Source organism: Nonomuraea pusilla, from assembly GCF_900109355.1.
Classification (GTDB): domain Bacteria; phylum Actinomycetota; class Actinomycetes; order Streptosporangiales; family Streptosporangiaceae; genus Nonomuraea; species Nonomuraea pusilla.
The window spans coordinates 26,092-39,834 of the sequence record NZ_FOBF01000015.1 but is presented as its reverse complement, the minus strand read 5'-3'; the positions used below and the strand labels follow the sequence as shown (position 1 = coordinate 39,834).

The window sequence follows — 13,743 nt, the reverse complement described above, 5'->3', positions numbered from 1 at the left end:
AGTCCCAGCTCCACGATCAGCGCATGCCGGTGCGGGCTCGCCCGGACTGTGCCGCCTCTTCCCGGGTGCGCAGCGAAGGGGCCCGGGGCTGCGAGCCTCGGGCCCCTCACCGGGGATGTGGCCTCAGCGATCGACGATCCGTTCGCAGGGGCCGGGCGAGCGCGCGTCCCACCCCAGGGACGTCACACTCCTGTGTACGCCCAGCCGAAGATGCCGGCGATGTCCTGGCGTTCGCCGGCCTGTGCCGCCGCCTGGGTGAGCTGGTCGCGGCTGGCTTCGATCCGTTCGGACAGTGAGGCCGTGGTCTGCGTGGCCTCAGCGGGTGTGGGCATGTTCGGCATGACGCAGGATTCCTTCCAGTAGGTTGATCTTGCTGGTGCGGCAGTGGGTGGTTTCGGTGGCGTCCAGGCGCCCGGTCTCGAAGTACTTGTTGGCCGCTTGCCCGCCGCGGCAGTAGGCGAAGTACTCGCACTGCTCACGGCAGTTGGCGATGCCTGCCATGGCTTCTGCGACCCACGGCACCGCCTCCGCCTGGGCCGCCAGTACGGTCATGGGGGTGTCGAGGACGTTGCCGGCGGTGAACGGGCCGTGGTGCGGCGAGGAGAAGCCGGCCAGTTCCGCGCCGATGGGAAGGTAGTGGCCGTCCCAGGTGACCAGGGGCAGGGGCGCGACGGGCCGGCCGGCGCGCTCTGCCGAGGCACCGGAGAGCTCCTCCCGGACGTAGGTGTAGGCGTGGTCGAGCTCTCTGATCCGGATGCGTGGGTCGGCCTGCCAGCTCGCCGCGAGTTCCTGCCAGAAGGCGATGACCTCGGTCTCGCTCTCCGGCTCCTGCGCGCCCGCGTAGACGCCTTTCTTCTCGGCCAGGTTCACTCCGAGGTTGTCGCAGCCGAGCTCGCAGGCGAATCGGTACAGGCGGGAAGCCGCTCCCGGCGACAGGTCGGACAGCACCGCGATCACGCTGAAGCCGATCCCGGCCCTGCGCAGCAGGTCGATGCCGTTCATGACCCGCTCCGTGCTCGGGCGTCGCGCCCGGTCCACCCGTTGGGCGTTGTGCTCACCTGGGCCGTCGATGCTCACCGTGACACGGACGGGGACGGTCGAGAACACCTCGCACCACGCCTCGTCGATGAGCGTGGCGTTGGTCTGCACCGCATGGACCACCGGATGTGTCTCGCCGGGCCCGAACGGCTCCAGCAGGGAGCGGAAGTAGGCCGGGCCCACCGCGAGCGGTTCGCCGCCGTGCCAGACCACGGCCACCGGATGCTTCCTGGACCACTCTCGCGCACCGGCGGCCACGGCCTCGGCGACATCCACGCTCATCCGCCGGGACACCTTCCGGTCCGGCAGGTAGCAGTAGGAGCAATCGAGGTTGCACAACGTGGTGGGCTGCATGAGCACCGCCCGCGCTGTGCCGGCCAGCCTCACCTCACCGGTCTGCGCGGCCCCTGCGGCGGCAGGCCCACCCTCCAAGCTGGTCACAGAGTGAACGTACATCAGCACACCGCGTCATCGCCTTGTGTTCCGCGACAAGAAGAAGCCGGGCCAGGTCGCCGCGGTTCGTGAGATCCTGGGACGGTGTCTCCAGCGCCGTCCCGTTCGCAGGTCGAAGCACAGTTCGTCGGCGTCCTCGATGGCTCCGTGACGCGCGACGAAGCCGATCGGTGGGCCTCCCAGTGGGTCTGCGCGAGCGATCCGGCCGTGCACGACGATCTCGTGTGGTGGGCGCTGCGGCTCCTTCACGGCATCGACTTACGCCATGGCCCGGACGAGGATTACCTCCACAGCGACGAGCAGGTGGCCGGGTGGCTGGCGGAGCTCCAGGCCCGCGGCAGGAGCGACGCCTCCCGCGGGGGCGCACCGGCTCCCAGGTGATCACCTCGCCTGTGCGAACCTCTACGCCATGCACATCAGATCTGGTACCGAAGACGACGCCGAGAACATCGCGCAGCTCCACACGCGTAGCTGGCTGACCGCCTATGCCGAGATCATGCCCGCCGGCTACCTGAACGGGTCCCTGCTCGGCGAGCGCAGGGCCATGTGGAGTGCCCGGCTCGCCACCGTCGCCCGGCAACCGGATCACACCCGCTGCCTGCTCGTCGCCGTCGACGGCGACGCCCTCCTGGGGTTCGCCTATCTCGCCGTCGAAGCCGATGGGCGTGTCCTGCTCGACAACCTGCACGTCGAGCCGGAGCGCAAGCAGTCCGGCATCGGCCGGGAGCTCGTGCACCGGGCTTTCGGCTGGGCCTCCGAGCAGCACCCTGACAGGACGGTCTATCTGGAGGTGTTGCGGGACAACGCCGCCGCGATCGCCTTCTACCGGCGGCTCGGCGGCCGGCCCACCAGGGAGTTCGTGGAACGCTTCCCCGCAGGATTCGAACTGCCCGTCGTCGAGTACGCGTGGAGTCCCGACGACGTGAGAATCCTCGCCGACCACCGATGAGTCCGCCGCCGCCCGCAGGTCTACCTCCCGACCGAGACGGCTGACTCACCGGGAGCAAGCATGGGCCTCATCCACATCGAGCTGTTCGCGACCCTCGACCTCGTCGGGCAGTCGCCCGGCAGCCCCGACGAGGACCCGGTGGGGTTCCCGTTCGGCGGCTGGCAGGCGCCCCTGCTGGACGAGGTGGCCGGGGCGCAGGTCGGCGCCGCGTACGAGGGGACGGACGCCCTCCTGCTCGGCCGGCGGACGTACGACATCTTCGCCGCCCACTGGCCGTACCAGGAGGGCGCGATCGCCACGCTCTTCAACGGCGTCCCGAAGTACGTGGCCTCCCGTGGCAGGCCCGACCTCTCGTGGGCGGGGTCCACGCGGCTCGGCCCGGATCTGGCCGGCGCGGTGCGCGAGATCCGTGACCGGCACGAGCACGTGAAGGTCGTCGGGAGCCTGAACCTGGTGCAGACCCTCCTGCGCGAGAAGCTCTTCGACCGTCTCGACCTCTGGGTGCACCCGATCGTGCTGGGCGTCGGGAAGAAGGTGTTCGACGGTGGCGCGGTGCCCGCGAACGTCACGCTCCTCGAACCGCCGGTGGCCGGCCCCAAGGGCATCGTTTACCTGCGCTACGGGCTCGCCGACGGCACGCCGGGGACGGGGGACATGAGCGCACCCGATCGCGGCGCCGGGCGCGACGACTGAAGCCTTCCGTGCGAAGCCGGCGACGTCATCGAGGCGTGCGGGCGCGCCGGCGGTCGCAGGTCAGGGCGACAGGATCGCCGGTAGGGCCCAGGTGAGGAGGGCCCACGAGCAGCCCAGCCAGATCACGTGCCGGAGGACGGGGATCTCGCGAGTGACGTCGCCTCCGCCCGACTTGTCCGCCTGTTTTCCGCGGTATTCGAGGATGGCGGCCGCCACCCGCCTTGAGGTGCGGTTGCCGGTCAGCTCGCCCAGCAGGGAGGAGGAGAACGCGAAGGAGCCGATCTCTCCTGCGCCGCGCGTCCTTATCTCCATTCCTCCGTCGGGCTCCACATCCAGGACGTACCGCCAGGGGATGCGGTAGGTGAACAGCGGGTTGTCCACCACCAGTTCCTTAGGGCGCAGCCGCACTGCGGGGAAGAACGTCGCCACCGCCCCCACCCAGCAACTCAGCGTGACAACGGTCCCCGCGACCACCCGGCTGAGGAGGTCAGGAAAGGGCACCGTTGTCACTCCCCCCAGGTACACCCACATCAGGAACACCTCGCCCAGGACCCCCGCCGCGACGGTCCAGCGGTTCTGATAGCGCGTGGTCATCACCAAGTACCGCCCAGGTTCGTCGGCCGCGGTGTCACCGATGAGCTCAAGCGCTGAGCCCCCCGCATCGGGCACCGTTGATCATCCTGCCTGTCACACAACGCCGAATGATCTGATTGGTCAATGGGAGAACGGCGTCCTCGGGTCCGGGAGGGCTGGTCGTCCTGATCAGGTATGCAGGCCGGGCCCGAAGGCCCTGGAGGGGCGGCGGTTCAGTCGAGGATCTCGACGTAGCCGTCGGTGCCGTGGACGCGGATCCGCTGCCCGTCCCTGATCAGCCGGGTGGCCTGCTCCACGCCCACGACGGCCGGCAGGCCGTACTCCCGCGCGATCACCGCCCCGTGGGTCATGAGGCCGCCCACCTCCGTCACCAGCCCGGCGGCGGCCACGAACAGGGGGGTCCAGCTGGGGTCGGTGTAGGCGGTGACCAGGATGTCTCCCGCTTCGAGGTCGGCCCCTTCCATGTCCATGACGACGCGGGCGCGGCCCTCGACGGCGCCGGCCGAGACCGGGAGGCCGGCCAGCGCGCCGGGCGGGACGTCGTCACGCCGGTACCGGCCGGTGATGGCCTCGCCGTCGGACGTGAGGACCCGGGGCGGCGTGAGCGCCTCGTACGTCCGGAACGCCTCCCGCCTCTCCCGGATGAGTCCGGCGTCCACCTCGCCGGTGCGCACGACCTCCCGCAGCTCCTCGAGCCGGAGGAAGAAGATGTCGTCCTTCTCGCGCAGGGTGCCGGACCGGACGAGACGTTCGGCTTCCCGCAGCAACGCCTGCTTGTACGCGAAGTAGCGGCTGACCATGCCGTACTTGGGGTACTCCCGGTATCCGGCGAAGGCGCGGACGCGGTCGATCATCCGCTTGGTCTCCGCGGCCTTCTCCTCCCCGTCGGGCAGGGCGCGCAGGCGCGTCAGCAGCTCCTGTTCCTTGCGCCGCGACTCTCGGCGTCCCTGTTCGAAGCGTCGCTTGCCGTCGCCGGGCTCGAAGTTCTTGACGTTGCCGAGGATGGTGGGGACGAGCGTGGCGGGGTTCTCGCTCCAGCGCGTCCTGGTGATGTCGATCTCGCCCGCGCAGCGCATGCCGTACTCGTCGAGGTAGCCGCGGATGGCGTCACGGGCTTCCGGGCCGCCGGCCAGCCCGGCCAGCTCGTCCAGGAAACCGTCGCCCTCCCGGCCTTCGTCCGCGACGCGCTGCAGGAACGCGACGACGTCCGCGTGCGGCCGGATGACGTCGGCGACGTCGAGGAGCGAGAGGCCCATCTCCGACGTGACGTTGTGGGGGACGGACTGCGTGAGCGCGTCGGCCGCGTTCTTCTCGCCCAGCCACGTCTCGATGTGGTCGTTGAGCCACCAGGTCGCCTCCATCCCCGCCATGATCGCCTGGTGGCTCCGCGGCTCGAACAGGATGCGCTTGAGCTCCGCGAGGTCGTCCAGGATGAAGTCGAGCAGCGCCGGCCCGGACAGGCTCCGGATCTCGCGCCGGAGGGTGGCGACGGACGCCTGACTGCGCCGGATCAGCTCGACGACGACGGCCGGATCGGCCTCGATCGGGGCGGGCGGGTCGCCGGCGCGTGCGGCGCCAGGGCCTTCGTCGGGAAGCGAGCGGAGGAAGTCGTCGCGGTCGAGGACGGTCTGCAACGCGTCCCGGATCAGCGGGTCGGACTTCCCCAGGGTGCCGAGGAGGTTCTCGCGACCGCCGCGGGTCGCCAGGATGGGGGCCACGTCGACGAACAGCCGCCCGCCGGCCTCGTGCATCGGCCGCGGGGTCGTCAGCTGCCACAGGGAGAGTCCGAGCGGCTTCATCGCGTCGGTCATCATCTGCTGGTGACCGACGGAGACGTAGACGTGGTTCTCCTGGTCGTCGGTCGCGGGGATGGGGAACAGGGTGGTGATCGGCCGGCTCTGGACGATGTGGAAGTCGTCGCCGGTCAGGCACCATTCGATGTCCTGGGGCCGGCCGAAGTGCGCTTCGATGCGCCGGCCCAGGCGCACCAGGCGCACGACCTGCGCGTCCGTCAGGGCCGGCTGCGTCTGCCGCCCCGGCTCGATGGGCGCGTCCTGGGTACCGCCTCCCGGCGACGCCTGGACGAGCCGCGGCTTGGTGGCGATCGCCGCGCTGACGATCCGGTCGTCGCGCACCGTGTAGACGTCGCCGGCGACGAGGCCGGAGACGAGCGCCTCGCCGAGCCCCCAACCGGCCTCCACGGCGGCGATCCTCCGGTTGGAGGTGACGGGGTCGGCGGTGAAGAGGATCCCGGCCGCGTCCGGGAACACCATCCGCTGGACGACCACCGCCATCCGCACCTTCCGGTGGTCGAACCCGTTGCGAAGCCGGTAGGTCACCGCGCGCTCGGTGAACAGCGAGGCCCAGCACCGCCGGACGTGCAGGAGAACCGCCGGCAGGCCCACGACGTTCAGGTACGAGTCCTGCTGGCCTGCGAAGGACGCGGTGGGCAGGTCCTCGGCGGTCGCGCTGGAACGCACCGCGTAGGAGGCCTGCTCCCCGAGCCGGGCGAGCGATTCGCCGATGGCCGCAGCGAGGTCGTCGGGCAGCGTGACGCCTTCGACGACGCGGCGGACGTCCGCGCTCAGGCTGCGGATCGCCGCGTGGTCGTCCGGTTCCACGCGCGACAGCAGGTCGAGCTGGGCGTCGATCGACGGTGTCTCGGCCACGACCCGCTGGAAGGCGTCGGTCGTGACGCAGAAGCCGCCGGGCACGCGGATGCCGTCGACGCGCGAGAGCTCGCCCAGGTGCAGTCCCTTTCCGCCGACGTCCGCGAGATTCGTCGATTCGATGTCCTCGAAACCCATCACGTAGCGCAATTCCGGTGCTCCGTCGTCCGTCGGTCGGGTGGCAACGGGCAAGTATGAAGCACTTTCCGGGTTCTCATGAGGCACGCCCATCTGCTATACAGTGAAACTGGCAGGGGGTGGTTCTCCGCATCCGATTCCCGCCATGAAGGCCCAGGTCAGGACAGAGATCCAGATCCGGGCCTCGATTGTTTCCAGGGCTGTCCGGTCCTCTCCGGCTGTCGGCGCCCGCCCGGCCGCCGCACGTCCGGTCCCACGGGGCGAATCCGAGACCGGGCGAAGCGGTCGGCGATGCCTAGACTTGCGCCATGCCCATCTACCTGAGCCTGCTCGACGGTGTGCGGTGGCGGGGGCAGCCGGTGGTCGGCGAGAGGGCTCAGGCGCTGCTCGCGGCCCTCGCGCTCGCCTGCCGGACCGTGCACGCGGAGCAGCTCGTCGCGGAGGTGTGGGGCGACAGCGAACCGGCCAACCCGGCGAAGGCGCTGCAGGTCCTGGTGTCCAGGACCAGGTCGGTCGTGGGGCCGGAGGCGCTGGTCACCGAGGGCAGCGGCTACCGGCTGGAGGTTCCGCCCGACCGGGTCGACGTGGGCCGGCTGCGGGCTCTGGCGGGCCGGGCGCGGGCGCTGCTCGTCGAGAATCCCGCCGCGGCGGTCGCGGCGGCGGAGGAGGCGCTCGCGCTGGGCGCCGGGGCGCTGCCGCCCGAGGGCGACGGCCCGCTGGCCGAGGTGCGCCGGCGCGCGGAACGCGACCTCGCGTCCGTGCGGGTGGTGCTCGCCCGCGCCCGCAGCCGGAGCGGCGACCACGGCCCCGCCCTGTCCGGGCTGGAGGAGGCCGTACGCGTCCACCCTGAGGACGAGGGGCTGCTCGCCGACCTCCTGCGCAGCGAGGCGGCGGTGCGAGGAACGGGCGCCGCGCTGGACCGCTTCGAGCGCTACCGGTCCGGCCTGCGCGACAGGATCGGCGCAGACGTCGGGCCTGAGCTGCGGCGGGTCCACCGTGAGCTGCTGGCGCTCGACAGTCCCGTACGCGCCGGGGTGCGCTTCGACACGACCCCGCTGCTCGGCCGCGACGACGACCTCAGACGCGTGCGGGCGCTGCTCGCCGCCTCCCGGGTGGTCTCGATCCTCGGTCCCGGCGGGCTCGGCAAGACCCGGCTCGCCCATGCCGTCGCCCGCGAGGCCCCGCATCCGGTGGTGCACTTCGTCGAACTGGTCGGCGTGACCGCGCCCGATGACGTCGTGGGGGAGGTCGGGTCGGCGCTCGGCGTCCGCGACTCGGTGACGGGACGCCGCACGCTCACCCCGCGGCAGCGCGCCGACGTCCGGGCGAGAATCTCCCAGCAGCTCGATCTGGCCCCGACACTGCTGGTGCTCGACAACTGCGAGCATCTGGTGGAGGCGGTCGCCGACCTGGTCGCCTACCTGACCGCGACCACGCGGGAGCTGCGCGTCCTCACCACGACCCGCTCGCCGCTGGCGATCGCCGCCGAACGCGTCTATCCGCTGCCCCAGCTGGGCACCGGTGACGCCGTCGAGCTGTTCCGCGACCGCGCGACCGCGGCCCGGCCCGGTGTGCGCCTCGACGAGGACGACGTGCGCGCCGTCGTGGCCCGCCTGGACGGCCTGCCGCTCGCGATCGAACTGGCCGCGGCGAAGGTGAGGGTGATGGCGCCGGCCGAGATCGCCCGGCGGCTGGAGGACAGGTTCGCGCTGCTGCGCGGCGGCGACCGGAGCGCCCCCACCCGGCACCAGACGCTGCTGGCGGTGATCGACTGGTCCTGGAACCTGCTGGACGAGCGGGAGCGCCGGGCCCTGCGCCGCCTCTCGGCCTTCTCTGACGGCTTCACCCTCGACGCGGCGGAGGAGGTGCTCGGCGAGGACGCCCTCGGCCACGTCGAGGAGCTCGTGGAGCAGTCCCTGCTCACGGTCGTGGAGGCGGGCGGCGGCGTCCGGTACCGCATGCTTGAGACGGTGCGCGAGTTCGGCCGGGTGCGGCTCGACTCGGCCGGCGAGACCGCCGAGGCGCGAGCGGCGGTCCGCGCGTGGGCCGTCGGTCACGCCGACCGGCACGGCGCCCGGCTGTACTCGCCGGAGCAGGTCGACGCGATGGACCGGCTGCGTTCCGAGGAGACGAACCTCGCCGACGTCCTGCGTGAGGCGCTCGCCGACCCCGACCAGGAAGCGGTCGTCGTGCTGTTCTCCGCCCTGGGCGGCTACTGGACGATCCGCGGGGACCACGCGCGCAGCATCGTCCTCGGCCCGGCCGTCGCCGCGGCCCTGAGCGGCTGGACGCCTCCGCCCCGGCTCCTCGACAGGACGAGGCTGACCCTGACCATCGGGCTGTTCAACAGCAGCATCGTCTCCTCGGAGGCGACCGACACGCTGGCGCGGCTGCTGGCCGGGGTGGGCGCCGACTCGGCGAACCCGACCGTCCGGGCGCTGGTGACCGCACTGCTCATCACGGTGTCGGATCCCGAGCACGGCTTGGACAAACTGGTCGCCGATCCCGATCCGCTGATCCGCCGCATCGCGCTGCACTGGCTGAGCCACGGCCGGGAGAACGCGGGCGACCCGGTCGGCGCGATCGCGGCGGCAAGAGCCGCGCTCGAACTCGTCGGCGACGAGGGCGGCCCCTGGCAGCGGGCGGTGCTGCACACCCAGCTGGCCGGCCTGTACGGGAACCTCGGCGACTCCGCGTCGGCCTCCAGGCACGCCGCCGAGGCGCTCCCGGTGCTCGAACGGCTGGGGGCGGTGGACGACGCCCTCCAGATCCGCACCTCCCTCGCCATGGCGGCGCTCAACGAGGGCCGCCGCGACGATGCCGCGCGCATGCTCGACGACCTGGAGTCGCTCGGCTCCCAGGGCACCTATGGCGAGGTCCTGTCGGTCGCCGCCGCGAGAGCGCAGCTGGCTCTCGCCGACGGCGACATCGCCGAAGGACTGCGGCGGCACCGCGAGACCGCCGAGGCGCTCAGGAACATCCGCGTCCCTGGCCGGGGCGACGCCCTCACCCCGTGGGCCGTCCTGGGCGACGTCATCGCGCTCTCGGCGTTCGCCCAGTACGGCGAGGGCGACGACGGCGCGGACCTCTTCGAGTCGGTGCGGGCGGACGTCCAGGTCGTGTTCGCCTGGGAGCAGGGTTTCAAGGACTACCCGATGATGGGGATGGTGCTCGCCGCGCTCGGCATCTGGGGCCTGCTGAAGGAGACGATGCCGGTGGAGGAGGCGGTGCGGCTGCTCGTGCTCGCCGACCGGTTCGCCTACAACCGCTTCACCGTGACGATGAACTGGGCGACGCTGTCCGCGCACGCCGAACGGGTCGCCCCCGGCGCCATCGCCAGGATCGCGGCCGGGTACGGCGATCGGCGCGGCCCCGACCTGCTGGACGAGGCCCGCGCCGTCCTGGCCCGGGTGGGGTGACACCGCCTACATCTTGCGCGAGTACGAGCGGACCGCCAGGGGAGCGAAGATCGCGACGACGACCGCGCAGCCGATGACCGCCCAGCCGACCTCGGCCGTCACGGCCCCGTCGTTGAACAGGTCGCGCACCGCGGAGACGACGTGCGACACCGGGTTGACCTTCACGAACGCCTCCAGCCAGCCGGGCAGCGTCTGGGCGGGGACGAAGGCGTTCGACAGGAAGGTGAGCGGGAACATGATCATCATTGAGATGCCCTGGACGCTCTGCGCCGAACGCGCCATCGTGCCCAGCCAGGTGAAGATCCACGCCAGCGACCAGCCCGCGATCACGGTGAGCGCGACGCCGAGGACGCAGCCGAGCACGCCGCCACCGGGGCGGTAACCGATGAGCAGGCCGGTGACCAGCGTCAGCACCGACGCGATGCCGTAACGGATCAGGTCGGCGATCATCGGGCCGGCCAGGGGAGCGATCCTCGCGATCGGCAGGGACTTGAAGCGGTCGAAGACCCCCTTGTCCATGTCCTCGCGCAGCTGCACGCCCGTGGCCATGCAGACGGTCAGCGCCGTCTGGGCGAGGATGCCGGGGATCAGGATCGGGAGGTAGTCGGACACGCTGCCGGAGATCGCGCCGCCGAAGATGAACGCGAACATCGCTGTGAACAGCAAGGGCTGGACGAGGACGTCGAAGAACTGCTCGGGCTTGCGGCGCATCTTCTTCAGCGCCCGCCACGCCATGGCCAGGACCTGGACCCAGGTTTCCTGAAGCGAGCTGTGGGACGTGGTGCGGGCGACCGCGGCGGCCGGGTCGACGCGCTGGGCGCCGCGGGTGGCCGGGGTCACGGTGTTCGAGGTCATGGTGCTCTGCGTCATCGGGCCGCCTCCGTCTGGGGTTCGTCGGCGCCGTGGCCGGTCAGCGCCAGGAAGACCTCGTCCAGCGTCGGCTTGGCGACGCTCACCGAGGAGATGCCGAGGCCTGCCTCCCGCAGGCCGATCAGGACGTCCGCGGCCCGGTTGGGGTCGGGGAGGGGGATGTTCATGCGTCCCGACTCCGGGGTCAGGACCGGTTCCTCACGCAGCAGCCGGCGGACGACGTCCGCGGCCAGGGCGGTGTCGGAGCCCTCCGCGAGCCTGAGCTGCAGGGTCGAGTCGCCGACCTGGGTCTTCAGCGCGTCGGGGGTGTCCTCGGCGACCTTCCGTCCCCGGTCGATCACGGCCACCCGGTCGGCCAGCTGGTCGGCCTCGTCCAGGTACTGGGTGGTGAGGAGGATCGTGGAGCCGTCGGTGACCAGCTCACGGATCGTGTCCCACATCTGGCCCCGGGTTCTCGGGTCGAGTCCGGTCGTGGGCTCGTCCAGGAAGATCAGGGGTGGGCGGGTGATCAGGCTTGACGCGAGGTCCAGGCGGCGGCGCATGCCGCCGCTGAACTGCGACAGGGGACGGTCGGCCGCCTCCTGGAGGCCGAAGCGTTCGAGCAGGTCACCGGCGACGGTCTTGGCCCTGACGCTCGCCAGGCCCTGCAGGCGGGCGAACAGCCTGAGGTTCTCCCGGGCGGTCAGGTCCTCGTCCACGGAGGCGTACTGGCCGGTGACGCCCACGAGCTGCCGGATGCGGTGGGGTTCCCGCCGGACGTCCACGCCGAAGATCTCCGCGTGGCCGCCGTCGATCGGGAGCAGGGTGGCGAGCATCCGGAGGGTGGTGGTCTTACCCGCTCCGTTCGGGCCCAGCACTCCGAAGATCTCGCCCTGCCGTACGTCCAGGTCGACCCCGTCCACGGCCCGGAAGTCTCCGAAGTTCTTGACCAGACTGCCGGCCCGGACGGCGCTGAGGTCCGCCATGACGCGTCTCCTCTCTCCGCCGGGTACCTCCCGGCGTCCGAGGACAGCTTCCGCGTCGCCGGCTTCATCGCGGCTTCATAGCGGTTTCACCACTGACCTGGCGGTTTCACCCGGCCTGTCCGCCGGGTCAGCCGGCCTCGCACAGCCTCGTGAGCTCGGCGGCGTCCGCGTTGATGTCCGCGATCACCTGGTTGGGATCGCCGCCCGTCATGCCGCTCAGCCGGAAGCTCAGTTCCTGGAACTCGGCGGCCAGCCGGCTGATCGTCCCGCCCACCGCCCCGTCCGCGTGGAGGACCACGCCCATCAGGTCGAGGTACGTCTGGCGAGCCGCGGTCGCCTGGCTGCCGGAGGTGGTCCCGGCGTTCCGCCGGTAGGCGGCCAGTGCCGTCGTCGTCTCGTCGCAACCGCGAGGCCGGACCTTGGGCAGCGGGGAGAGATCCGGGGCCGTCGGCGTCGGCGCGGGAGCGGGCGTTGTCGCCGGGCGCCGGGGCGTTGCGGGTTCGGGCGACGGGCTCGGGTCCGACGGCGTGGGGTCCGGCGGCGTGGGGTCCGACGGCGTGGGGTCTGACGGCGTGGGGTCCGGCGGCGTGGGCCGCGGGGTGACCGGAGACGGCGTCGGGTCCCTGGCGACTCCCGCGTCGGGCTTCGGCGGCATCAGGTACGCGACCAGCGCGACCACGGCGGCCGCCGCAGCCGCCAGAGCGCTCACCGCCGTCCAGTTCGGGCGCAGACGCCTGCCTCCGCCCGCCCGCGGCGGCCGCGCCGGTCCCTTCTGCGTCATGCCCTCATCGTGGCTCAGCCGTCGAGCTCGGTCCAGGATCACCCGACGGCCGCCCCGCCGCCGGAAAACACGTTGCCGGCGCGGACCGGGACGGGGAAGGCTGCCCGGCGTGAAGATGCACGCCGATCAGCTGACGGTGTCACCGGAGACCGTGCGCGCCCTGGTGGCTGAGCAGTTCCCCGAGTGGCGACACCTTCCCGTCACGGGCCTCGCCTCCACGGGGACGGTCAACGCCATCTTCCGCATCGGCCACCGCTTCACGGCCCGGTTCCCGCTGCTCCCAGGAGACCTCGGCCCGACGCGGCGTCAGCTGGAGTCCGAAGCGGAAGCAGCACGCGAACTGGCAGCCCGCACCCGGTTCCCCACACCCGAGCCCGTCGCGCTCGGAGAGCCCGGCGCGGGTTACCCGCTTCCGTGGTCGGTGCAGACGTGGCTCCCTGGCGTCGTGGCCACCGACGAGGATCCAGGCGAGTCCGCCGCGTTCGCCCGCGACCTCGCTGATCTCATCACCGACCTGCGCGCGATCGGCACGCGCGGCCGCACGTTCGCCGGCGGCGGCAGGGGCGGCGACCTCCGGGCCCACGACGCCTGGGTGGAGACCTGTCTCAAGCGCAGCGAACGACTCCTGGACGTCCCCCGGCTCCGCCGGACATGGGAGAAGCTGCGAATCCTCCCGCGCACGGCGAGCGACGTGATGACCCACGGCGACCTCATCCCCGGCAACGTGCTCGTGTCCGCCGGCCGGCTGGCCGGGATCCTCGACGTCGGCGGCTTCGGACCGGCCGACCCCGCCCTGGACCTCGTGAGCGCCTGGCACCTACTCGAAGCCGGGCCGCGGCGGGCGCTCCGCCTGCATCTCGACTGCGACGACGTCGAATGGGAGCGGGGCAAGGCGTGGGCCTTCGTCCAGGCGATGGGGTGCGTCTGGTACTACGTGGAGACCAACCCGGTCATGAGCCGCATGGGCCGGCGCACGCTCCACCGCATCCTGGCCGACACCGGCTCCGGCTGAGGGTGGCGGGAAGGGCGGAGAGCCACGCCGCGCCGACGACGGAATCCGAGGACGACAACCGCCGCGTCCTGGGCGTGCTCGCCTACCTCCACCGCTGACCCTCCGGGGGTTGTGCGGGTTCTGCCGAGATTCCGTGCACACGGCGGCTGCGGCGCCCCGGCA

At 71.8% G+C, this 13,743-nt stretch carries 12 protein-coding genes; 5 read left to right on the top strand and 7 right to left on the bottom strand.

The window, feature by feature from the left end; translation table 11 throughout:
- Positions 1 to 182 precede the first annotated feature (182 nt).
- Together BMX74_RS44365 and amcB are read right to left on the bottom strand one after the other, a co-directional pair.
- Entirely contained in the window at positions 183 to 332 is a 150-nt protein-coding gene (locus BMX74_RS44365; protein ID WP_177227534.1) for a hypothetical protein, read from the bottom strand.
- Positions 316 to 1,479 (bottom strand): cyclophane-forming radical SAM peptide maturase AmcB, encoded by a 1,164-nt coding sequence (amcB, locus tag BMX74_RS27530; protein WP_218154080.1) that lies wholly within the window; start codon positions 1,477 to 1,479, stop codon positions 316 to 318. The genes BMX74_RS44365 and amcB overlap by 17 nt, the downstream gene beginning before the upstream one ends.
- A 159-nt stretch (positions 1,480 to 1,638) precedes the next feature.
- Here amcB and BMX74_RS27525 point away from each other — a divergent pair, with 159 nt between their 5' ends.
- Genes BMX74_RS27525 through BMX74_RS27515 form a run of 3 tightly spaced genes read left to right on the top strand, consistent with a single transcriptional unit; the run spans position 1,639 to position 3,133 of the window.
- Positions 1,639 to 1,872, top strand: a complete 234-nt coding sequence (locus tag BMX74_RS27525; protein WP_256257287.1) for a hypothetical protein — start codon at positions 1,639 to 1,641, stop codon at positions 1,870 to 1,872.
- A 28-nt stretch (positions 1,873 to 1,900) separates the two neighbouring features.
- On the top strand, positions 1,901 to 2,440 hold the full coding sequence (locus BMX74_RS27520) for a GNAT family N-acetyltransferase (RefSeq protein ID WP_091103620.1): 540 nt from the start codon (positions 1,901 to 1,903) through the stop codon (positions 2,438 to 2,440).
- A 60-nt stretch (positions 2,441 to 2,500) separates the two neighbouring features.
- Positions 2,501 to 3,133, top strand: a complete 633-nt coding sequence (locus BMX74_RS27515; RefSeq protein ID WP_055504898.1) for a dihydrofolate reductase family protein — start codon at positions 2,501 to 2,503, stop codon at positions 3,131 to 3,133.
- A 60-nt stretch (positions 3,134 to 3,193) separates the two neighbouring features.
- Here BMX74_RS27515 and BMX74_RS27510 read toward each other — a convergent pair whose 3' ends face one another.
- Together BMX74_RS27510 and rph are read right to left on the bottom strand one after the other, a co-directional pair.
- Complete coding sequence (locus BMX74_RS27510; protein WP_177227533.1) at positions 3,194 to 3,730, bottom strand: hypothetical protein; 537 nt, start codon at positions 3,728 to 3,730, stop codon at positions 3,194 to 3,196.
- 209 nt (positions 3,731 to 3,939) lie between these two features.
- Positions 3,940 to 6,537 (bottom strand): rifamycin-inactivating phosphotransferase, encoded by a 2,598-nt coding sequence (rph, locus tag BMX74_RS27505; protein ID WP_256257306.1) that lies wholly within the window; start codon positions 6,535 to 6,537, stop codon positions 3,940 to 3,942.
- 305 nt (positions 6,538 to 6,842) lie between these two features.
- Between rph and BMX74_RS27500 the strand changes: the two genes are divergently transcribed.
- Positions 6,843 to 9,953 (top strand): AfsR/SARP family transcriptional regulator, encoded by a 3,111-nt coding sequence (locus BMX74_RS27500; RefSeq protein ID WP_091103617.1) that lies wholly within the window; start codon positions 6,843 to 6,845, stop codon positions 9,951 to 9,953.
- Positions 9,954 to 9,959: 6 nt separating this feature from the next.
- Here the strand turns inward: BMX74_RS27500 and BMX74_RS27495 are convergent, their stop codons facing one another.
- The 3 genes from BMX74_RS27495 to BMX74_RS27485 form a co-directional block, all read right to left on the bottom strand.
- The gene (locus BMX74_RS27495; RefSeq protein ID WP_201784627.1) at positions 9,960 to 10,823 is read right to left on the bottom strand and encodes an ABC transporter permease; all 864 of its coding nucleotides are present in this window, start codon (positions 10,821 to 10,823) and stop codon (positions 9,960 to 9,962) included.
- On the bottom strand, positions 10,820 to 11,788 hold the full coding sequence (locus BMX74_RS27490; protein ID WP_091103615.1) for an ATP-binding cassette domain-containing protein: 969 nt from the start codon (positions 11,786 to 11,788) through the stop codon (positions 10,820 to 10,822). Before BMX74_RS27490 ends, BMX74_RS27495 begins: the two co-directional genes overlap by 4 nt.
- A gap of 127 nt (positions 11,789 to 11,915) precedes the next feature.
- Positions 11,916 to 12,569: a hypothetical protein gene (locus BMX74_RS27485; protein WP_091103614.1), complete on the bottom strand. Its 654-nt coding sequence runs from the start codon at positions 12,567 to 12,569 to the stop codon at positions 11,916 to 11,918.
- A gap of 115 nt (positions 12,570 to 12,684) precedes the next feature.
- Here BMX74_RS27485 and BMX74_RS27480 point away from each other — a divergent pair, with 115 nt between their 5' ends.
- Positions 12,685 to 13,581: an aminoglycoside phosphotransferase family protein gene (locus BMX74_RS27480; protein ID WP_091103782.1), complete on the top strand. Its 897-nt coding sequence runs from the start codon at positions 12,685 to 12,687 to the stop codon at positions 13,579 to 13,581.
- Positions 13,582 to 13,743 lie beyond the last annotated feature (162 nt).